This is a genomic window from Sinomonas atrocyanea (assembly GCF_001577305.1).
In the GTDB taxonomy this organism is placed as follows: Bacteria; Actinomycetota; Actinomycetes; order Actinomycetales; family Micrococcaceae; genus Sinomonas; species Sinomonas atrocyanea.
In genome coordinates this window covers 1,491,740-1,511,113 of record NZ_CP014518.1, presented here as the reverse complement: position 1 = coordinate 1,511,113, position 19,374 = coordinate 1,491,740, and the positions used below count along the sequence as shown (strand labels likewise).

Annotated in this window: 18 protein-coding genes; 11 read left to right on the top strand and 7 right to left on the bottom strand. The window is 71.8% G+C overall.

Annotated features, from left to right (window positions below):
* Window positions 1-34 precede the first annotated feature (34 nt).
* Entirely contained in the window at window positions 35-1,072 is a 1,038-nt protein-coding gene (gene glpX / locus SA2016_RS07060; RefSeq protein ID WP_371326652.1) for a class II fructose-bisphosphatase, read from the bottom strand.
* A 132-nt stretch (window positions 1,073-1,204) separates the two neighbouring features.
* Here glpX and SA2016_RS07055 point away from each other — a divergent pair, with 132 nt between their 5' ends.
* The 4 genes from SA2016_RS07055 to SA2016_RS07040 all read left to right on the top strand — a co-directional run bounded on the left by SA2016_RS07055 (window position 1,205) and on the right by SA2016_RS07040 (window position 4,691).
* Complete coding sequence (locus SA2016_RS07055; RefSeq protein WP_169803055.1) at window positions 1,205-1,831, top strand: DUF4245 domain-containing protein; 627 nt, start codon at window positions 1,205-1,207, stop codon at window positions 1,829-1,831.
* A gap of 103 nt (window positions 1,832-1,934) precedes the next feature.
* A complete protein-coding gene (locus SA2016_RS07050; RefSeq protein ID WP_066496924.1) occupies window positions 1,935-2,513 on the top strand; it encodes a carbonic anhydrase in 579 nt (192 codons plus the stop codon).
* Window positions 2,514-2,594: 81 nt separating this feature from the next.
* Window positions 2,595-4,028 carry a class II fumarate hydratase gene (locus SA2016_RS07045; RefSeq protein WP_084249376.1) on the top strand — a complete coding sequence of 478 codons (1,434 nt, stop codon included), beginning with the start codon at window positions 2,595-2,597 and terminating at the stop codon, window positions 4,026-4,028.
* 192 nt (window positions 4,029-4,220) lie between these two features.
* The gene (locus SA2016_RS07040) at window positions 4,221-4,691 is read left to right on the top strand and encodes an NUDIX hydrolase (protein ID WP_066496921.1); all 471 of its coding nucleotides are present in this window, start codon (window positions 4,221-4,223) and stop codon (window positions 4,689-4,691) included.
* Between the two features lie 7 nt (window positions 4,692-4,698).
* Here SA2016_RS07040 and SA2016_RS07035 read toward each other — a convergent pair whose 3' ends face one another.
* On the bottom strand, window positions 4,699-5,211 hold the full coding sequence (locus SA2016_RS07035) for a prepilin peptidase (protein ID WP_066496920.1): 513 nt from the start codon (window positions 5,209-5,211) through the stop codon (window positions 4,699-4,701).
* Between the two features lie 57 nt (window positions 5,212-5,268).
* Here SA2016_RS07035 and SA2016_RS07030 point away from each other — a divergent pair, with 57 nt between their 5' ends.
* Window positions 5,269-5,940: a GNAT family N-acetyltransferase gene (locus SA2016_RS07030; protein ID WP_066496918.1), complete on the top strand. Its 672-nt coding sequence runs from the start codon at window positions 5,269-5,271 to the stop codon at window positions 5,938-5,940.
* Window positions 5,941-5,992: 52 nt separating this feature from the next.
* On the opposite strand, the gene phoH2 is transcribed toward SA2016_RS07030, so the two are convergent.
* Window positions 5,993-7,339, bottom strand: coding sequence for an RNA 5'-3' helicase PhoH2 (phoH2, locus tag SA2016_RS07025; protein ID WP_066496917.1), 1,347 nt, complete (start codon window positions 7,337-7,339; stop codon window positions 5,993-5,995).
* Between the two features lie 276 nt (window positions 7,340-7,615).
* Between phoH2 and SA2016_RS07020 the strand changes: the two genes are divergently transcribed.
* The 3 genes from SA2016_RS07020 (at window position 7,616) to SA2016_RS07010 (ending at window position 10,960) form a co-directional block, all read left to right on the top strand.
* Entirely contained in the window at window positions 7,616-8,269 is a 654-nt protein-coding gene (locus tag SA2016_RS07020; protein WP_066496913.1) for a GntR family transcriptional regulator, read from the top strand.
* A 252-nt stretch (window positions 8,270-8,521) separates the two neighbouring features.
* Window positions 8,522-10,105, top strand: a complete 1,584-nt coding sequence (locus SA2016_RS07015; protein WP_084249375.1) for an NCS1 family nucleobase:cation symporter-1 — start codon at window positions 8,522-8,524, stop codon at window positions 10,103-10,105.
* Window positions 10,106-10,198: 93 nt separating this feature from the next.
* Window positions 10,199-10,960 carry an aspartate/glutamate racemase family protein gene (locus tag SA2016_RS07010; protein WP_066496912.1) on the top strand — a complete coding sequence of 254 codons (762 nt, stop codon included), beginning with the start codon at window positions 10,199-10,201 and terminating at the stop codon, window positions 10,958-10,960.
* On the opposite strand, the gene SA2016_RS07005 is transcribed toward SA2016_RS07010, so the two are convergent.
* A complete protein-coding gene (locus SA2016_RS07005) occupies window positions 10,957-11,718 on the bottom strand; it encodes an isoprenyl transferase (protein WP_066496911.1) in 762 nt (253 codons plus the stop codon). The two genes, SA2016_RS07010 and SA2016_RS07005, sit on opposite strands and share 4 nt — an antisense overlap.
* A 126-nt stretch (window positions 11,719-11,844) precedes the next feature.
* Between SA2016_RS07005 and trhA the strand changes: the two genes are divergently transcribed.
* A complete protein-coding gene (trhA, locus tag SA2016_RS07000) occupies window positions 11,845-12,528 on the top strand; it encodes a PAQR family membrane homeostasis protein TrhA (protein WP_066496910.1) in 684 nt (227 codons plus the stop codon).
* 69 nt (window positions 12,529-12,597) lie between these two features.
* Here the strand turns inward: trhA and SA2016_RS06995 are convergent, their stop codons facing one another.
* Window positions 12,598-14,703, bottom strand: a complete 2,106-nt coding sequence (locus SA2016_RS06995) for a thioredoxin domain-containing protein (RefSeq protein WP_066496908.1) — start codon at window positions 14,701-14,703, stop codon at window positions 12,598-12,600.
* Window positions 14,704-14,805: 102 nt separating this feature from the next.
* Between SA2016_RS06995 and SA2016_RS06990 the strand changes: the two genes are divergently transcribed.
* Complete coding sequence (locus tag SA2016_RS06990) at window positions 14,806-15,333, top strand: hypothetical protein (protein ID WP_066496907.1); 528 nt, start codon at window positions 14,806-14,808, stop codon at window positions 15,331-15,333.
* Window positions 15,330-17,525 carry a bifunctional polysaccharide deacetylase/glycosyltransferase family 2 protein gene (locus tag SA2016_RS06985; protein WP_229710706.1) on the top strand — a complete coding sequence of 732 codons (2,196 nt, stop codon included), beginning with the start codon at window positions 15,330-15,332 and terminating at the stop codon, window positions 17,523-17,525. The genes SA2016_RS06990 and SA2016_RS06985 overlap by 4 nt, the downstream gene beginning before the upstream one ends.
* On the opposite strand, the gene SA2016_RS06980 is transcribed toward SA2016_RS06985, so the two are convergent.
* Window positions 17,515-18,918: an MFS transporter gene (locus tag SA2016_RS06980; protein WP_066496906.1), complete on the bottom strand. Its 1,404-nt coding sequence runs from the start codon at window positions 18,916-18,918 to the stop codon at window positions 17,515-17,517. The genes SA2016_RS06985 and SA2016_RS06980 overlap by 11 nt on opposite strands.
* A gap of 147 nt (window positions 18,919-19,065) precedes the next feature.
* Window positions 19,066-19,374, bottom strand: a complete 309-nt coding sequence (locus SA2016_RS06975) for a hypothetical protein (RefSeq protein WP_066496902.1) — start codon at window positions 19,372-19,374, stop codon at window positions 19,066-19,068.

Genomic DNA, 19,374 nt, shown 5'->3' with positions numbered 1-19,374 from the left:
CTGGGGCGCGGCCGCGCCCCAGTCTAGCCGCGGCTCAGGCCCGGCGAGCCCAGTTCTCCCACTTGCTGGCGTGGTGCTCGGCGTCGACGAAGCGCACGGTCCCCGACTTGGAGCGCATCACGATCGACTGCGTCTTGACGCGGTCCTTGCGGTAGCGCACGCCGCGGAGGAGGTCGCCGTCGGTGATGCCCGTGGCGGCGAAGTAGCAGTTGTCGCTCGTGACGAGGTCGCCCGTGGTGAGGACGCGGTCGAGGTCGTGCCCGGCGTCGAGCGCCTTCTGCTTCTCCTCGTCGCTCGTGGGCCAGAGGCGGCCCTGGATCACACCGCCGAGGGCCTTGATGGCGCAGGCCGCGACGATGCCCTCGGGCGTGCCGCCGATGCCCATGAGCGCGTCCACCCCGGTGCCCTCCCGGGCCGCGGCGATCGCACCGGCCACGTCGCCGTCCATGATGAACTTGGTCCGGGCGCCGGCGGCGCGGATCTCCTCGACGAGGGGCTTGTGGCGGTCGCGGTCGAGGACGCACACGTTGATCTGGTTGACCTTGACGCCCTTGGCCTTGGCGATCAGGTGCAGGTTCTGCTTGACCGGCAGGCGCAGGTCCACGAGGTCCGCGGCCTCCGGGCCCGTGACGAGCTTCTCCATGTAGAAGACCGCCGAGGGATCGAACATCGTGCCGCGCTCGGCCACGGCGAGGACCGCGAGGGCGTTGTTGATGCCGAGGGCGGTCAGGCGCGTGCCGTCGATCGGGTCGACGGCGACGTCCACCTCGGGGCCCGTACCGTCGCCGACGCGCTCGCCGTTGAACAGCATCGGCGCCTCGTCCTTCTCGCCCTCGCCGATGACGACGACGCCGTTGAAGTGCACGGTCTCGAGGAACGAGCGCATCGCGTCGACGGCCGCGCCGTCGGCCTTGTTCTTGTCGCCGAAGCCGACCCAGTGGCCACCGGCGATCGCAGCGGCCTCGGTCACCCGGACGAGCTCGAGCGCGAGGTTGCGGTCCGGCTCGTCGGCTCCCACGTGGAGCGAGCTGGAAAGGGTCGAGTACTGGGTGTCTTGGGACGCAGTGGACACTGAGGACCTCTTCTTCGAGCGGGCGTGTTCCTTCATCCTAGTCGTCCGGGCCCCACGGCCCCGAAAGGATGTCGACCTCCGCCGACGCATTGGCATTCGCGAGCACCGCGCTGCATGCGGGACCATGGAGGCGTGAGCAGCACCGATCATGCCCCCGAGACGCACGACGCCCAGGCCACCGCCGGCCCCGAGGACGCGCCCGCCGTCAAGCCCGTCCTGACCCCGGCGGCGGCCAAGCGCGCCAACGCCTCGGTGATCGGGATGATCATGGCGCTCCTGGTGAGCCTGCTGGCGATCGTCCCGGTGGTGCTGCTGAGCGCCGGGCAGAAGACGGACACGTACCGTCCGGCCGTCGACGTCGCGGCCGTCGCGGCGAACGCCAAGCCGGTGGCCGGCTTCAGCCCGGTCGTCCCCCAGCTGCCCGCGGGCTATTCCCCCAACTACGCCCGCTGGGTCTCCGGCACCTCGGACGGCGTCTCGCACTGGGACCTCGGCTACCTCACCCCCGGCCAGCAGTTCGTCTCGGTCGAGCAGACGGCCTCCGCGAACCCGACGTGGCTCGCCGACCAGGTGCACAAGGCGCCGACCACCGGGACGCGGGACGTCGGTGGGGTCGCCTGGACCCTGTACGACAAGCCGGGCACCGAGAAGAGCTATGTCGCGACCATCGCCGGCACCACGGTGATCGTCAGCGGCTCGGCGGCGTTCGGCGAGTTCGACGCCGTGGCCGGCGCCGTCGCCGCGTCGGCCCGTTCCTAGCCCGGCCGGGCTCCCGCGCGGCGCCGCCGCCCGGGATGGGCAGGGCGCCGGGCGTAGAGTAGGGCCCGTGACCCAGACTCTCTCTCCCGCCCAGGCGTGGCAGATGCTGCGCGACGGAAACCAGCGCTTCGTGGATGGCGCGAACATCCACCCCAACCAGGACTCGGCCCGACGCCATGAGCTCGTCGCGTCGCAGAATCCCATCTGCGTGATCTTCGGCTGCTCGGACTCGCGGCTCGCGGCGGAGATCATCTTCGATCTCGGCCTCGGGGACGCGTTCGTCGTCCGCTCCGCGGGCCACGTCATCGACGAGACGATCCTCGGCTCGCTCGAGTACGCGGTCGACCCGCTCAACGTCCCGCTCATCGTGGTCCTCGGCCACGACTCCTGCGGCGCCGTCACGGCCAGCGTCCAGGCGTACGAGACCGGCACGATGCCCGGCGGGTTCGTCCGCGACCTCGTCGAGCGCATCATGCCTTCCGTCCTCACGGCCCAGCGCAACGGGATCACCGACGTCGACAACACCGTCGTCGAGCACGTCCGCCAGACCGGCAAGCGGCTCCTCGACACGTCCCAGACCATCGCCACCGCCGTCGAGGAGGGCCGCACCGCCGTGCTCGGCGTCTGCTACCACCTGGCCGAGGGCAAGGCCGAGCTCGTCTCCGGCTTCGGGAACGTCTAGGTCCGCTCCTCCAAGGACCATGTCCGTCGCAGGGCGCTCCCGGTTCGGGGGTGCCCTGCGACCGGGTCTAATCTGGGAGCCATGACTGACTCTGCAGTGCAGGCCCCTGCCACGGAATACCGGATCGAGCACGACACGATGGGCGAGGTGCGCGTTCCCGCCTCGGCCCTCTACCGCGCCCAGACGCAGCGCGCCGTCGAGAACTTCCCCATCTCGGGCAAGACGCTCGAGCGCAAGCACATCGAGGCCCTCGCGCGCGTGAAGAAGGCCGCCGCGCGCGCCAATGAGGACCTCGGCGTCATCGATGCCGACCTCGCCGACGCGATCGCCGGCGCCGCCGACCGCGTTGCCGCGGGCGAGTTCGACGCGCACTTCCCGATCGACGTGTTCCAGACCGGATCTGGCACCTCGAGCAACATGAACATGAACGAGGTCATCGCCGAGCTCGCCACGCGCGCGCTCAAGGAGGCGGGCAGCGACAAGGTCGTCCACCCGAACGACCACGTCAACGCCTCCCAGTCCTCCAATGACGTCTTCCCCACCTCGGTGCACGTCGCGGCGACCAACGCCCTCCTCAACGACCTCGTCCCCGCGCTCACGCACCTCGCCGCCTCGCTGAGCCGCAAGGCCGCGGAGTTCAAGGACGTCGTGAAGTCCGGCCGCACGCACCTCATGGACGCCACCCCCGTGACGCTCGGCCAGGAGTTCGGCGGCTACGAGGCCCAGGTCCGCTACGGGATCGAGCGCATCGAGGCCTCCCTCCCCCGCGTCGCCGAGGTGCCCCTCGGCGGGACCGCCGTCGGCACCGGCATCAACACGCCCGCCGGCTTCCCGCAGCGCGTGATCGAGCTCCTCGCGGCGGACACGGCGCTGCCGATCACCGAGGCGCGCAACCACTTCGAGGCCCAGGCGAACCGCGACGGCCTCATCGAGGCCTCGGGCCAGCTGCGCAACATCGCCTACTCGATCATGAAGATCGCCAACGACCTGCGCTGGATGGGCTCGGGCCCGAACACCGGCCTCGGCGAGATCGCGATCCCCGACCTCCAGCCGGGCTCGTCGATCATGCCGGGCAAGGTCAACCCCGTGATCTGCGAGGCCGCGATCATGGTCGCCGCCCAGGTGATCGGCAACGACACCACGATCGCCCTGTCCTCGACCAACGGCGCGTTCGAGCTCAACGTCGGCATCCCGGTCATGGCCGCGAACCTGCTCGAGTCGATCCGCCTGCTGGCGAACACGGCCCGCGTCATGGCGGACAAGATGGTGGACGGCATCCAGGCGAACGTCGAGCGCGCGCGCTTCCTCGCCGAGGCCTCGCCCTCGATCGTCACGCCGCTGAACAAGTTCATCGGCTACGAGAACGCCGCGGCGATCGCCAAGAAGGCCGTCAAGGAGGGCCTGACGATCCGCGAGGCGACCGTGGCGCTCGGCTATGTCGAGCGGGGCGAGCTCACCGAGGAGCAGCTCGACGCGGCGCTCGACGTCACGACGATGACGGGCCCCAACAAGTAGCCCCCACTCTGGGAGTCACCTCCTGAAGGTCACCTCCTGAGAGCCACCTCCTGAGAGTCATCTCCTGAAGGTCACCTCCTGTGGGTCTTTGTCCTGACATCGACCTCCAGGAGGTGACCTTCAGAATGTCTGGGGGGCGCGGGGGTCCCGCCGGCAGCGGGATGCTCCGGCCGCCCGGGTAGTCTGGGACCCGTGCCCACGCCTGACTTCATCCTCGCCCTGCGTGACCTCGTCGGGGACCATCCCCTCTGGCTGCCGGGGGTCAAGGCCGTCGTGACGGACGACGCCGGCCGCCTCCTCCTCGTCCGGCGCGCCGACAATGGGCGCTGGACAGTTCCCGCGGGCATCGTCGAGCCCGGCGAGGAGCCCGCCGCGACGGCGGTGCGCGAGGTGCTGGAGGAGACCGGCGTCCACGTGGCGGTCACCCACCTCGCCGGCGTCGGCATCACAGCCCCGGTGGTCTACCCCAATGGGGACCACGCCCAGTACCTCGACGTCGTGATGGCGTGCGCGTACACCGGCGGCGAGGCCCGGGTGAACGACGATGAGAACCTCGAGGTCGGCTGGTTCTCCCGCGACGGCCTCCCGGACATCCCGCCGCTGCACGCCCGCGCCATCGGCTGGGCCCTCGACCCGGAGCGCCGCGCGCACTTCGTCGGCTGAGGGCGGCTCAGGCGGGCAGCACGAGCGCGATCGCGGTGCCCGCGAGCATGAACGGTCCGAACGGGATCGCGGACTTCGCGGTGCCCCTGCGCGTCACGATGAGGCCGAGGCCGTACAGGCCGCCGAGCAGGAACGCCGCCGCGGTGCCCCAGAACAGGTGCTCCCAGCTCAGGAAGCCCAGGTACAGGCCGAGGACCCCGGCGAGCTTGACGTCACCGAACCCCATGCCCGCCGGGTAGACGACCCGCAGCACGAAGTACACGAGCCACAGCACGGCGCCGCCGCCGAGCACGCGCAGGGCCGCCCCGACGTCGGCTCCCCCGGCCGCGACCACGGCGGCGACGGTCAGCGGGACCGCGGCCCAGTAGCTCGGCAGCACGATCCGGTTCGGGAGCAGGTGGCTGCGGATGTCGATCACGGCCAGCCGCGCGGCCATCCAGAGGTAGTAGCCCAGGCACGCGATGACGAGCCAGAACGCGACGGGGCTGTCCTGCCACAGCTCGGGAAGTCGGTGGGTCACAGGTGGACCCTAGCGCCGCGGGCGCCCCCTCCGCCGCACGTGGGCTAGCGTGGCGGGATGATGACGCTCGAGGACGTCTGGCCCATACTCCGTCTCCGCCTGCTCACCCCTCGGCTCGAGCTCCGCCCTCTCCGCGACGAGGACATCCCGCACTACGTCGAGGCTGCCCGCGGCGGCCTCACCGATCCTGCCCTGGCCCCGTCAGGCCGCTCGGCGCTGTCGAACGCGTGGGACGAGTCGCCCGACATCGCGGCCAACAGCGCCCGCTGGATCTGGGAGTCGCGCCTGCGCTCCCACCCCGCGGCCTGGACGGTCATGTTCGGCGTCTGGTCGCGGGAGGGCGAGTTCCTGGGGTCCCAGGACGTCGGGGCCACGGACTTCGCCGCCCTGCGCACGGTCGCCACCGGCTCGTGGCTGCGCCGCTCGGCCCGCGGCCTCGGGCTCGGGACCGAGATGCGCGCGGCCGTGCTGCTGTGGGCGTTCGACTGCCTCGGCGCGGAGGTCGCGCAGACGGGCGCCTACGACTGGAATGCGCCCTCGATCGGGGTGAGCCGCTCCCTCGGGTACGAGCCCAACGGCGAGGCGCGCTGCGAAGGCGCCCCTGGCGTCGTCGAACGCGAACTCCGGTTCCGCCTCGCGAAGGCGGCCTTCCGCCGCCCCGGCTGGCGCCTGGAGGTGCACGGGCATGGACCGGCCGCCGCCGTCCTCGGCATCCCGGAGCGGGGCTGAAGGACGACGGCGGCCGGTCGCCGGCTGCTGCCGGCCGGGCCGTGCGCTGAGGCTAGATCTCGGCCCCCTCGAGCAGCTCGGTGACGAGCGCGGCGATGGGCGAGCGCTCCGAGCGGGTGAGGGTCACGTGGCCGAACAGGGGGTGCCCCTTGAGGGTCTCGACCACGGCGGCGATCCCGTCGTGCCGCCCCACGCGGAGGTTGTCCCGCTGGGCGACGTCGTGCGTGAGCACGATCTTCGAGTTCTGCCCGATGCGGCTCATCACGGTCAGGAGCACGTTCTTCTCGAGGGACTGGGCCTCGTCCACGATCACGAACGAGTCGTGCAGCGAGCGGCCGCGGATGTGGGTGAGCGGGAGCACCTCGATCAGGCCGGCGTCCATGACGTGGTCGAGGACCTCCTTGCCCACGAGCGCGCCGAGGGTGTCGAAGACGGCCTGGCCCCAAGGGTTCATCTTCTCGGCCTCGGTGCCGGGCAGGTAGCCGAGCTCCTGGCCGCCGACGGCGAAGAGCGGGCGGAACACGACCACCTTCTTGTGCTCGCCTCGCTCCATGACGGCCTCGAGGCCCGCGCACAGGGCGAGCGCGGACTTGCCGGTGCCGGCCTTGCCGCCGAGCGAGACGATGCCCACGCCGGGGTCCATGAGCAGGTCGATCGCGAGGCGCTGCTCGGCCGAGCGCCCGTGGAGACCGAAGACCTCGCGGTCGCCGCGCACGAGCCGCACCTGCTTGTCGGCGCCCACCCGTCCGAGGGCGGAGCCCCGGTGGGAGAGCACCACGAGGCCGGTGTTGACCGGCATCTCGGCGGCCTCGGGGATGAAGACCGGCTCGTGCCCGTAGAGCGCGCCGATCTGCTCCTCGTCGGCGTCGACCTCGGCCACCCCGGTCCAGCCGGAGTCGACGATCTGCTCATTGCGGTACTCGTCGGCGTCGAGGCCCATCGCCGAGGCCTTGACCCGCATCGGGAGGTCCTTGGACACGAGCGTCACGGAGCGGCCCTCGTTGGCGAGGTTCTTGGCCACGGCGAGGATGCGGGAGTCGTTCTCGCCGCTGCGGAAGCCTGCGGGGAGCACGTCGGCGGAGATGTGGTTGAGCTCCACGGTGAGGGTCCCGCCCTCGGCCGCGCCGTCCGCCGCGAGCGGGACGGGGCGGCTGAGGCTGCCGTGCCGGATGCGCAGGTCGTCCAGCAGGCGCAGGGCCTTGCGGGCGAAGTAGCCCAGTTCGGGGTCGTGGCGCTTGCCCTCGAGCTCGGTGATCACGACGACGGGGATCACCACCTCGTGCTCGGCGAAGCGCAGGAGCGCCCGCGGATCCGACAGCAGCACGGACGTGTCCAGGACGTAGGTCCTCCGCGTGTCCCCTGCGGGGGCGTCTGCGGCGGCGGTCTCTTCGGGCAGCATTCCAGTGGTCGTCACGTCGACTCCAGCCCCCGGGTCTCCCCGGCGTTCTCCAGTTCCGTCCGGCTCGGCCGCGAGGCCGGAACCGGCCTCCCTGGACTGCTGCAGTGCAGCGCCCACATTCGGCCTCCCCGTACCGGAGGCGGATGCCTCCGATGGCGCCAATGTACGCCGCACCACATGTCCTGCGGATGAACGCGCGGGGAGTGTCCGGCAAATCCCGCTCCGCGACCGCCGGGCTGATGCATCCATCAAGAGATGCACGCGTAGGCTGGAGGCGTGGCCGGGACCGAGCAGCCCCATGCGGCCGCCGAGCGCGCCCACGCAGCCCTCGCCGACGCCATCGTCTCCGGAGCGCTCGCGCCGGGAGCGCTCATCACCGAGGGCGAGCAGTCCGCAGTGCTGGGGATGGGCCGCACGCCGGTCCGGGAGGCCTTCCTGCGGCTTTCCTCCGAGGGGCTGCTGCGGCTGTGTCCGAAGAAGGGCGCCGTGGTGACTGGGGAGGACGACGCCGCGATCCGCCAGCTCCTCGAGGCCCGGGTCATGCTGGAGTCCGAGTCCGTGCGGGCCGTCGCCGACGGGCCGCGGAGGGACGCCGCGGGCACGCAGGAGCTTGCCCGACTCCTCGAGGACCAGCAGCGCGCGGTCGACGCGCGGGACCCGCTCGCGTTCGCCCGTGCGGACCATGCGTTCCACGCCGCCGTCGCTGCCGCCTCCGGCAACGCGCTCACCGGCGCGTTCTATGGGCAGATCAGCCCGCGGCTCGAGCGGCTCGCGCACGCGGTCGTCCGCCAGGGCGAGGGCAACCTGCCCCGGTTCCTCTCCGACCACCGTCGCCTGATCACGTTCCTCGACCGCGGGGACGCCGCCGCGTACGCGGTCCTCCTGCGCACGCACGTGGGCCTGGGTGCGCCCCGGCCCTCGGGCTCCTGACACCCCTCCCACGCCGGGTCTTGGTATTCCATGGAGGCCGCTCTCGGCGAGGAATGCCCTCCCGGCGCCCTTTCAAATGCCCTCTTGCCAACTTTGGTATACCAGAGCTATTGTGGAGCGCAGGGGATGAGAGGTAGGTCACACAACACGGCCTCCTCGACCGCCGGCACAACGTCCACCAGCTGAGCCTTCCAGCGCAAAGGGCCAGCGGATCCTGCGGCTCCGCCGCCACCACTGATCCGAAAGAACACCATGAACAGCAATCAGGACGCCGTCGTCCCGTCGCTGACGACCGTGACGACCATCAATGACATCGCAGCCGACGTCGCCGCAGAGCACCCGCTGGTGCTGCCGACGGTGACAGAGTCGGCCCCGTTCCCCGGCCGCGACCCGCGGCTGTCGAACAAGGACCTCGACCCGCTCGCGCACCAGAGGTGGGGCTCCTACAACATCTTCGCCTTCTGGATGTCCGACGTGCACAGCGTCGGCGGCTACGTCACCGCGGGCAGCCTCTTCGCCCTCGGCCTGGCCTCGTGGCAGGTGCTCGTCTCCCTCGTGGTCGGCATCCTCATCGTCCAGTTCTTCTGCAACCTCGTCGCCAAGCCGAGTCAGGCCACGGGCGTGCCGTACCCCGTCATCAACCGCTCGATCTTCGGCGTCCGCGGCGCGAACATCCCGGCGGTCATCCGCGGCCTGATCGCCATCGCCTGGTACGGCGTCCAGACGTACCTCGCGTCGCAGTCGCTCGTCATCGTCATGCTCAAGTTCTGGCCGCAGCTCGCCCCGCTGGCCGTCAACGCGCACGGCTTCCTCGGTCTCTCGCCGCTCGGTTACGTCGCCTACGCCGTCCTCTGGGTCGCCCAGGGCCTCGTGTTCTGGCGCGGCATGGAGGCCATCAAGCGCTTCGTCGACTGGGCCGGTCCGGCCGTCTACGTGGTGATGATCCTCCTGGCCGTCTACCTCGTGGCCAACGCCGGCTGGGACCACGTCTCCCTGAACCTCTCTGCAGGCAAGCCCCTCGACTTCGGCGCCTCCATCCCCGTCATGCTCTCGGCCATCGCCCTCGTGGTGAGCTACTTCTCCGGCCCAATGCTGAACTTCGGCGACTTCTCCCGCTACGCCAAGTCGTTCACGTCCGTGAAGAAGGGCAACATGCTCGGCCTGCCGATCAACTTCCTCTTCTTCTCGCTCCTCACCGTCATCACCGCGTCCGCCACGGTGCCGGTCTTCGGCACGCTCATCACGGACCCGATCGAGACGGTCAGCCGGATCGACGCGCCGTTCGCCACCATCCTCGGCGGCCTGACGTTCGTCATCGCGACCGTCGGCATCAACATCGTGGCCAACTTCATCTCCCCCGCGTTCGACTTCTCCCACGTCAACCCGCAGAAGATCTCCTGGCGCACGGGCGGCATGATCGCCGCCGTCGGCTCCGTGGTCCTCACCCCGTGGAACTGGTACTCGAACGCCACGGCCATCCAGTACTCCCTCGGCATCCTCGGCGCCCTGATCGGCCCCCTGTTCGGCATCCTCATCGCCGGCTACTTCGTGGTCAGCCGCCAGCGGGTGTGGGTCGAGGAGATGTACACCATGAGCCCGAAGGGCCGCTACTGGTTCGTCAACGGCTTCAACCCGAACGCCGTGTGGGCCACGGTCGCGGCCGGCGTCCCGTCGATCGCCTCGGTCATCATCCCGACCGTCATCGGCCAGGCCCAGTGGATCTCCGACTACTCGTGGTTCATCGGCTGCGGCATCGGCTTCGTCGCCTTCGCTGCCTTCGAGCGGGTCCGGCCGCAGATCAAGGCCGACGCCCAGCCCGAGCCGGCAGCAGCCTGAAGCCCCTCGGGACGGACGACGACGGCGAGCCCCACCCGCCGTCGTCGTCCGTCCCGCGCCCCACCAGCAGGAAACCCCACCGAAGGACACCCCATGCGCATCCTGGTCGCCAACGTCAACACCACCCAGTCCATGACCGACGCCATCGCGGCCCAAGCACGCCGCGCCGCGCTGCCGGGCACCGAGATCATCGGCGTCACGCCGCGCTTCGGCGCGGAGTCCTGCGAGGGGAACTTCGAGAGCTACCTCGCGGCCGTCGCGGTGATGGATGCCGTGACGCGGTACGAGGGCGAGTTCGACGCCGTCATCCAGGCCGGGTACGGCGAGCACGGGCGGGAGGGGCTGCAGGAGCTCCTGGACGTCCCGGTCGTCGACATCACGGAGGCCGCCGCGGCCACGGCGATGTACCTCGGCCACAAGTACTCCGTCGTCACGACCCTCGACCGGGCCGTGCCCCTCATCGAGGACCGGCTCAAGCTCGCCGGCCTCGACGCCCGCTGCGCGTCCGTCCGCGCCTCGGGCATGGCGGTGCTCGAGCTCGAGGAGGATCCGGAGCGGGCCATCGAAGCGATCGTCGCCGAGGCCGAGTGGGCGGTCCGGGAGGACAAGGCCGAGGTGATCGTGCTCGGGTGCGGCGGGATGGCCGAGCTCGAAGGGCGGATCCGCGAGCGCTGCGGCGTTCCCGTGGTCGACGGCGTTGCTGCCGCCATCGCGGCTGCGGAGTCCCTCGTCCGGCTCGGGCTCACGACGTCGAAGGTCCGCACGTTCGCGAGGCCTCGGCCGAAGGCCGTCCTCGGCTGGCCGATCCCGGTCCACGCCCCGGCCCAGGCGCCCGGTGTGGGAATCCCCGGCTAGGCGCCGAAGCGGCGCTGCCGCCCCGCGTAGTCGCGCAGGGCCCGCAGGAAGTCGACCTTGCGGAAGGCCGGCCAGAGGGCCTCGCAGAAGTAGAACTCGCTGTAGGCGCTCTGCCACATGAGGAAGCCCGAGAGCCGCTGCTCGCCCGAGGTGCGGATCACGAGGTCGGGGTCCGGCTGGCCCGCGGTGTAGAGGAAGCGGGAGATGTCGTCGACGTCGAGGCGGTCCGCCAGCTCGGCGATGTCCTCGCCCCGGGCGAGGGCGTCGCGCAGCAGGTCGCGCACCGCGTCGACGATCTCCCGCCGGCCGCCGTAGCCCACCGCGACGTTGACGTGCAGCGGCTCGGAGGGGCTGGGCTTCGCGGTGAGGCGCGCGAGGCGCTCTGCGAGGTGGTCGGGGAGGATCTCGGGGGCGCCCATGGCATGCACGGACACGGAGGGGTCCTCGTCGAGCCGGTCGAGGGTGTCGGCGATGATCTCCGTCAGCTCGGCGAGCTCGTCGCTCGAGCGGTTGAGGTTGTCGGTCGAGAGCATGTAGAGGGTCACGACGCGCACGCCGAGCTCGCGGCACCAGACGAGGAACTCGTGGATCTTGTCCGCGCCGGCGCGGTGCCCCTGGCTCGTGGGGGCATTGAACTGGCGGGCCCAGCGCCGGTTGCCGTCCACCATGACGCCGATGTGGCCGGGAACGCTGTCCGGGCTCAGCGAGCGCTGGAGGTGGCGCTCGTAGAAGCCGTAGAGGAAGCCGGGCAGTTCCATGGCCCTCCCGCCCGTCGAATCCGTGCCCGGTCCCGGGCGCCCACGCTGCTGCCCCTCTAGGCTACCGCAGCAGAATGTGATGCTACCGGCCGGTAACCTACTGGACCGTAAGTTAGACTCGGCCCCATGCAGCACCCCGCGGACGTCCGCGCAGAGCTCCTGTCCCTCAAGCCCTCGTGGCGCGGCTGGATCCACGCAGCGACGGCCCCGCTCGCCCTCGCCGCGGGGATCGTCCTGGTGGCCCTCGCCCCCGGCGCCGACCGCAAGATCGCCTCCGCGGTCTACGCCGTCACCGGGCTGCTCCTCTTCTCGGTGAGCGCCGTCTACCACCTCGGCAACTGGGCACCGCGGACCAAGGCGCTGCTCAAGCGGCTCGACCACACGAACATCATGCTCGTGATCGCGGGCACCTACACACCGCTCTCCTGGGTCCTCCTCCCCCGGCCCACGGCAGTGTTGCTGCTGACCCTCATCTGGGCGGGCGCCCTGGCCGGCGTCGCGTTCCGCACCCTGTGGGTCGGCGCCCCGCGCTGGCTGTACGTGCCCATCTACGTGGCGCTCGGCTGCGCGGCACTGCTGTTCCTGCCCGAGTTCTTCGCCGCGAGCGTGCCGGCGGCGATCCTCATCTGCATCGGCGGCGCGCTCTACATCGCCGGCGCGGTCTTCTACGGGATCCGCCGCCCGAACTTCTCCTACCACCACTTCGGCTTCCACGAGTTCTTCCACGCGTTCACGGTCGCCGCGTTCGCGGTCCACTACGTCGCGATCGTGCTGGCCGTGACGGGGGCCCCGATCATCACCGGCGGGTAGCCCAGCGCCCCGTCCTGCGGGCGCCCATGCTCCGGGGGCCCGTACTGCGGGCGCCCGCGCTCGGGGGCCTCAGCGCGGTGCCGCCAGCTCCTGGTGGAGCCCGCACGGCGTGCCCACCGGCAGCCGGCACGCGAAGTCCAGGCAGACGTAGGCGAGGGGGCCGCCGTCGGGCGCCGCGGGCCGGTCGGCCAGGAGCGGCACCCGGGACGGGACGCCGGGCTCGCCCACCGCCACCACGGTTCCGGGAGCGGGCGAGGCGAGAGCCTCGGCCTGCAGACGACCGCGTTCCTCCCCCGCACCGCCGACGATCGCCACCTCGGCAGGGCCGGCGAGCAGGGCCTCGGCCACGGCCAGGAGCCATCCCGCCGAGCGCGGCCCCTGCGCCATCAGACGCGGCAGGCCGCCCACGATCGACTCCGCGACAGCACGGTGCCCGGCCGAGCCGCTGTAGGCGGCGTGGGAGAGCATGGCCCCGGCCAGAAGCGAGGCGCCGCTGGGCGCCTCGGCATCGTGGGGATCGAGGCTCCGGGCCCCCGCGAGCGCCGCCCGGACGCCGGCCGCGCTCTGCGCAGCAGGGCCGGTGGCGGCGGCGTCGGAGAGGAGGCCGTCGGCGATGAAGCGGTCCTCGGCCACGGCGAGGAGGTCCTCGGCCCACGCGTACCACTGCTCCTCCCCGGTCGCCGCGTACAGCGCGAGGGCGCCCTCGGCGCAGCCCGCATAGTCGGCGAGAAGCCCCTCGATCCCTCCCGCCGTCCCCCCGTGCGAGACGCGCAGGAGCCGCGCGCCGTCCCAGTGCGTGCCCTGGAGGAGCGTGGCCGCCGCGCGCGCCGGCCCGATCAGCCCAGGGCGGCCCAGCGCCCACGCCGCGTCCGCGAGCGCCGCGACCGCGAGGCCGTTCCAGCCTGCGACCACCTTCTCGTCCCGGTCGGGCGGCGTGCGGAGCGTGCGGGCCGCGTGCAGGGCGTCCCGGTGGCGTGCGAGGCGGGCGTGCTCCTCCGCGGTGAGGGCCCGGCCCACGTGCAGCGGCGCGGCCGCGGAGGCGTGCTCGCCGAGGGGCAGGCCGAAGAGGGAAGCCAGCCGGCCGCCGTCGTCCGGGTCCTCCACCGCGTCGGTGAGCTCCCGACGCGTCCAGACGTAGTAGCCGCCCTCGACGCGGTGGCCGTTCCGCTCGGAGTCGGCGTCGAGGGAGGACGCGAAGCCGCCGTCGGGCAGACCGAGCTCGCGCACCATCCAGTCGGCGGTGAGCGAGGCGGCCTCCCGCGCCTCGTCCGCGGGGAACTCGTCCGAGCCGCCCAGCCGCACCCAGTGCGCCAGGACCCGCAGGAGCTGGGCGTTGTCGTAGAGCATCTTCTCGTAGTGCGGCAGCGACCAGTCCGCGGTCACGGAGTAGCGCGCGAACCCGCCCCCGAGCACGTCGAAGAGCGCCGAGCGGCACATCGCTGCGAGCGAGCGGCCCGCGAGTCCCCGGGCGTCCTCGGCGGTGGGGGCGGTGCCTGCGGCGTGCCGGACGAGGAACTCGAGCACGGGCGAGGGCGGGAACTTGGGGGCGGCGCCGAAACCGCCGTGGGAGCGGTCCTCCGTCCGGGCCAGCGCGGCTACGGCGTCCCCCACCGCGGAAGTCAGCGCCGCGCCGTCGTGCCCGCTGTCCGCGCCGATGCCGAGCAGCTGGTCGGAGAACAGGCCGCCCAGGGCGTCCGCGAGGGCGCCTGCCTGGCGCTCCACGGCCTCCCGCCGGTCCCGCCAGGCCTCCGCGACCGCGGTGAGGACTTGCCGGAAGCTCGGCTGGCCGGGGCGGGGGGCCGGCGGGAAGTAGGTCCCGGCGTAGAAGGCGCGCCCGTCGGGGAGGGTGAAGACGCTCAGGGGCCACCCGCCCTGGCCGGTCATCGCCTGGCACGCGGCCATGTACACGGAGTCGACGTCGGGGCGCTCCTCGCGGTCCACCTTGACGCACACGAAGCCGGCGTTGAGCTGCTCGGCCGCGGCCGGGTCCTCGAAGGACTCGTGGGCCATCACGTGGCACCAGTGGCAGGCGGCGTAGCCGATCGAGAGGAAGACCGGGACGTTCCGGCGGGCGGCCTCCGCGAAGGCGTCGTCTCCGAACGGCTGCCAGTGGACGGGGTTCTCGGCGTGCTGGCGCAGGTAGGCCGAAGCCTGCCCGGCGAGGCGGTTGCTCATGCTCCGAGTCTGCCCGACCCCGTCAGCGCCCGGTACCCCGGGGCGGCGCGTGACGGCCTCGGGATGCCATCCCGGTGGGGTACCGCCTACACTGTCCTACCGATGGACACTCCCCCCAGCAGCATCCCCAGCAGCCGCGCGTCCACCCAGAGGGTCCCCCGCCCGATCTTCGTGGACTCGACGGGCCGCAAGCTCCGGCTCATGCGGGTCATGGGCGCCGTGGCGCTGATCCTCGTGGTGGCGTACCTGGGCGTGGTCGGACTCGCCCTCCTCGGAGGCAGCCCCAACGCAGCGGCCCCGTTCCTGCCCGCCCCGGCGGCGCCGGCGGCCTCCCCGGCTCCCGCGGCGCCGTCGCCCAGTGCGCCCGCGTCCCTGGCCGGCAATCCGGCGGCGGGCGCCGGCGCCCAGCCTGCTCCGGGCGGCAACCCCGTTCCGGCGGCCCAGATCGCGCCCGTCCCCGCGGCCACGGCCGCCGCGGGCGGCGCTGCGGCGGCAGCGCAGCCTGCCCCGGCTCCGACCGCTGCAGCCGTGGCTCCGGCGCCGACTGCCGTGGCCACACAGCCGTCGGGTCCCGGCAACCCCGCCGCGCCCGGGCAGACGCGCCGCGCTACCCCGCCCGCGCACCCGTGACCGGCACCCACACCCCGGTGAGGGGAAGCCGGAAGCCCCCGCGCGTCCGCGCCGCGGCGAGCCGGAAGCCGGGCCGGGTCCGCACGCACTGGATCGTGCTCGCCGCGCTCCTGGTCGGACTCGCGCTGGCCCTGGCCGTCCAGGGGTACACCCAGCATCTGGCCGGGATCGGGGACGACTCCGTGCCCGCCGCGACGGGCTCCGACGGCGTGCCCGCCTCGGTGCTCCATGGGGGCCCGGTCGTCGACGCGAGGTCATCCGCCGTCCGCACCGCCCGGCCCGCCGAGCACACGCTGGCCCTCACCTTCGACGACGGTCCCGACCCGACCTGGACGCCCCGCATCCTGGACGTCCTGAAGGCCCACCACGTCCACGCGACCTTCTTCGTGGTCGGCACGGCGGCGATCGACCACCCCGACCTCATCCGCCGCATGATCGCCGAGGGGCACGAGGTCGGAATCCACACGCTCACCCACGCGGACCTCGGCCAGATCCCCGAGTGGCGGCGCCAGCTCGAGGTGCAGGGCGCCCAGCGCGCCGTCGCCGGGATCACGGGCAAGACCGCCACGCTCCTGCGTCCTCCGTACAGCTCGGAGAACGACGCCGTCACGACCCAGGCATGGTCCGCCATGCTCTCGAGCGCGTCGGACGGCTACCTCACGGTGCTGAGCACCCTCGACAGCGAGGACTGGTCACGGCCCGGCGTGCCGCAGATCGTCAAGAACGCCGTGCCGACGGGCAGCCAGGGCCAGGTCCTCCTCATGCACGACGGCGGCGGCGACCGCAGCCAGACGGTGGCCGCTCTTGACCAGGTCCTCGACCGGGCTGCCGCGCAGGGCGACCGCGTCACCAGCGTGGGCGACGCCCTCGGCCTGGCGACCATGCGGACCGCGCCGCCCTCCGAGCAGCTCATCGGCGAGGCGTTCGTGGGCGGGATCCAGGCCAGCGGGACGGTCGTGGCCGTGATCTCGTGGCTGCTCGCCGCAAGCGGCGTCGTCACGCTGGTGCGGGCCGTCCTGGTCGTGGCGGTGGCGTCCCGCCACCACCGCCTCGCGCGGCGCGGGCGACGCCGACGGGACGTCCCGCTGCTGCCCGAGGTCACAGAGCCGGTCACGGTGATCGTCCCCGCCTACAACGAATCGGCGGGGATCGAGGCGGCCGTCAGGTCCATCGCCGCGTCCGAGCACCCCGTGGAGATCATCGTCGTGGACGACGGCTCCACCGACGGCACCGCCGACATCGTCGAAGCCCTCGCGCTCCCCGGAGTGATCGTGGTGCGCCAGGAGAACGGCGGCAAGCCCTCGGCGCTCAACACGGGCCTGCGCGCCGCCTCGCACGAGATCGTCGTCATGGTCGACGGCGACACCGTCTTCGAACCGGGCACGGTCCATGACCTCGTGCAGCCGCTGGCCGACCCCCGGGTCGGCGCGGTCTCGGGCAACACGAAGGTCGCCAACCGGGGCGGGGTCCTCGGCGCGTGGCAGCACATCGAGTACGTCGTGGGCTTCAACCTCGACCGGAGGCTGTTCGACCTCGCCGAGTGCATGCCGACCGTGCCGGGCGCGATCGGCGCGTTCCGGCGCGACGTGCTCCTGCGTCTCGGCGGCGTCAGCAGCGACACGCTCGCGGAGGACACCGACCTGACCATGGCGCTGTGCCGCGATGGCTGGCGGGTCGTGTACAAGGACAGCGCGCGGGCCTGGACCGAGGCGCCGGCAACCCTCGGCGCGCTCTGGAAGCAGCGGTACCGCTGGTGCTACGGGACCCTGCAGGCGATGTGGAAGCATCGCGGCGCGGTGCTGCAGGGCGGGGCCGCAGGCAAGCTGGGGCGCCGCGGGCTCGGCTACCTCCTGGTGCTGCAGGTCCTCCTGCCGCTCTTCGCGCCGATCGTGGACGTGTTCGCGCTGTACGGGCTGGTGTTCCTCGACCCCGTGCGGATCGCGGTGCTGTGGCTGGCCTTCATGGGCGCCCAGCTCGCGATGGCGGCCTACGCGTTCCGCCTGGACCGCGAGAAGCTGGCCCCCCTGTGGACGCTGCCGCTGCAGCAGGTGGTGTACCGCCAGCTCATGTACCTCGTGGTCATCCAGTCGGTGTTCACGGCGCTCGCCGGCCTGCACCTGAAGTGGCACCGCATGGAGCGCTACGGCAGCCTGAACGTGCCGGCTCCGACGCAGGGGCCCGTCAGTCGGTGACCGCCGCGCGGACCTCCTCGGACTCGACGTAGTTGTAGACCTCCGGGAGGATGAACTTCGCGGCCAGGAACCCGATGAGGGACAGGACCGAGACGGCCAGGGTCGCCCCCACCGGGCCCCAGGCGGAGGTCATGAACGGGAACACGAAGGCGCCGAAGAACGAGGCGGCCTTCACGAAGACGTAGCCGAACCCCGAGGCGGTCGCCTTGAACCGCGCGGGCGCCACCATCGAGGCGATGGTCATGCCGTTGGAGGCGTCCCAGTAGTGCCCCCACATGAGGACCGCCGCGCCCAGGACGATCAGCCATTCGACCTTGGCGCCCAGCGCGAAGGCGCCCACCGCCAGGCCGATGAACGCCAGGCCGAAGCCCCACATGGCCACCCCGCGGTGGCCGGTGCGCTGGATCATCACCGGCGCGAGGAAGCCCGAGATCGTGGCCAGGACGTAGATCGCCGCGGTGACGATGTTCGTTCCCGTCATGTTGGCGTTCGAGGCGACGCCGACGCCGGCGGTCACGAGGATGACGGGGAGGTAGAAGCCGAAGGCGGTGAACTCGGCGCCCTGGCACGCGTTGGAGATCCAGGCGAAGATCGTGGCGCGCCGCTTGGTGCGGTCGGCCCAGATGACCTGCAGGAAGTCGCCGACCTTGGGCCGCTCGAGCTTCGCGTCCTCGTTCGGGAGCATGTCGAGCGGCTCGTCGAAGAGGCGCAGCGAGACTTCCTTGGCGTTGGCGAACCTGCCCTGGTGGATGAGCGAGAGCGGGGTCTCGGGCAGGTCGAGCCGTGCCAGCAGCAGGATGAAGGCGGGGATCGCGCCGATCGCGAGGGCCACGCGCCACAGGATGGCGTGGTCGATCCCGGTGACGTACATGATGGTGATGACCACGATCGAGAGCACCTCGCCGAGGCCGAACATGCCCTGCCAGCGGCTGCCCATGCGGTCCCGCGCGCCCTTGGACATGGACTCCATGATGTAGGCGTAGCCGTTGGAGATGTCGGACCCGAGCGGGATGCCGATGAGGATGCGCAGGATGATCAGGTCCCAGACGTTCTGGGAGAACCCCTGCGCGATCGCGAGCACGATGAACAGCACCATCGTGAGGATGAAGACTCGCTTGCGCCCCAGACGGTCGGCCACCACACCGCCGAGGACCGCGCCGATCAGCGCCCCGCCCTGCACGCCGGCCGTCAGCCAGCCGAGTTCGAACGCGGTGGGGTGGTACTCGGTCTTGATGAAGACGAGCACGAAGGAGAGGGCATACAGGTCCCACGCCTCGATGAGGATCGTCGCGATCATCATCCAGCCGCCGCGACGGCTGGACTCCGTCCCTGCCCGGTTCATCAGCAGCTGGGTCGCCTCATCGGACAGCCTGCGGATGGTTGTCTGGTCCATCGGTGCCTCCCCCTCCCTGTCGGAGTCCCGGGACGTGGGACTCCGTGGCCTGTGGCCCCGGTCATACCGAGGGCAGAGTGAGACTAAACCGCGGGACGTGGCCCGGCAACACGTTGCCACGCGTTGCCATGGACGTTCAGGGAGACGTCAGGGGCGGCCGGTGGCACGGCCGGGCCGGGGCGCCTCGGGGCCGGTGCCCCCCTGCCCGGACTCATCGCCGGCGGCCCCGGGTTCGCCGTCGGCGCGGCGGGCCTCCTCGACCTGGGCGCGGTAGCGGATCCGCCGGAGGCGGCGCACCATGTCGATGATGAGGAAGATCGTGAGGATGACGACGAAGGCGGTGGCCGCGAACCCCCAGTTTCCGGGGGTGATCATGTCCTCGCTCAGCCCCGGCCGCAGTGAGCTCTCGGGCGACGGAGCCGGTGTCTGGGTGAGGGCAACGAGGAGATTCTGCAC

Bases quoted from the DNA above. Each gene is read 5' to 3' on its own strand.
- SA2016_RS06995 (WP_066496908.1), bottom strand. From the start codon at position 14,703: ATGAGCAACCGCCTCGCCGGGCAGGCTTCGGCCTACCTGCGCCAGCAC.
- SA2016_RS07050 (WP_066496924.1), top strand. From the start codon at position 1,935: ATGCTGCGCGACGGAAACCAGCGCTTCGTGGATGGCGCGAACATCCAC.
- SA2016_RS07010 (WP_066496912.1), top strand. From the start codon at position 10,199: ATGCGCATCCTGGTCGCCAACGTCAACACCACCCAGTCCATGACCGAC.
- SA2016_RS07015 (WP_084249375.1), top strand. From the start codon at position 8,522: ATGAACAGCAATCAGGACGCCGTCGTCCCGTCGCTGACGACCGTGACG.
- phoH2 (WP_066496917.1), bottom strand. From the start codon at position 7,339: ATGCTGCCCGAAGAGACCGCCGCCGCAGACGCCCCCGCAGGGGACACG.
- SA2016_RS06980 (WP_066496906.1), bottom strand. From the start codon at position 18,918: ATGGACCAGACAACCATCCGCAGGCTGTCCGATGAGGCGACCCAGCTG.
- SA2016_RS07030 (WP_066496918.1), top strand. From the start codon at position 5,269: ATGATGACGCTCGAGGACGTCTGGCCCATACTCCGTCTCCGCCTGCTC.
- SA2016_RS06990 (WP_066496907.1), top strand. From the start codon at position 14,806: ATGGACACTCCCCCCAGCAGCATCCCCAGCAGCCGCGCGTCCACCCAG.
- SA2016_RS07045 (WP_084249376.1), top strand. From the start codon at position 2,595: ATGACTGACTCTGCAGTGCAGGCCCCTGCCACGGAATACCGGATCGAG.
- SA2016_RS07005 (WP_066496911.1), bottom strand. From the start codon at position 11,718: ATGGAACTGCCCGGCTTCCTCTACGGCTTCTACGAGCGCCACCTCCAG.
- trhA (WP_066496910.1), top strand. From the start codon at position 11,845: ATGCAGCACCCCGCGGACGTCCGCGCAGAGCTCCTGTCCCTCAAGCCC.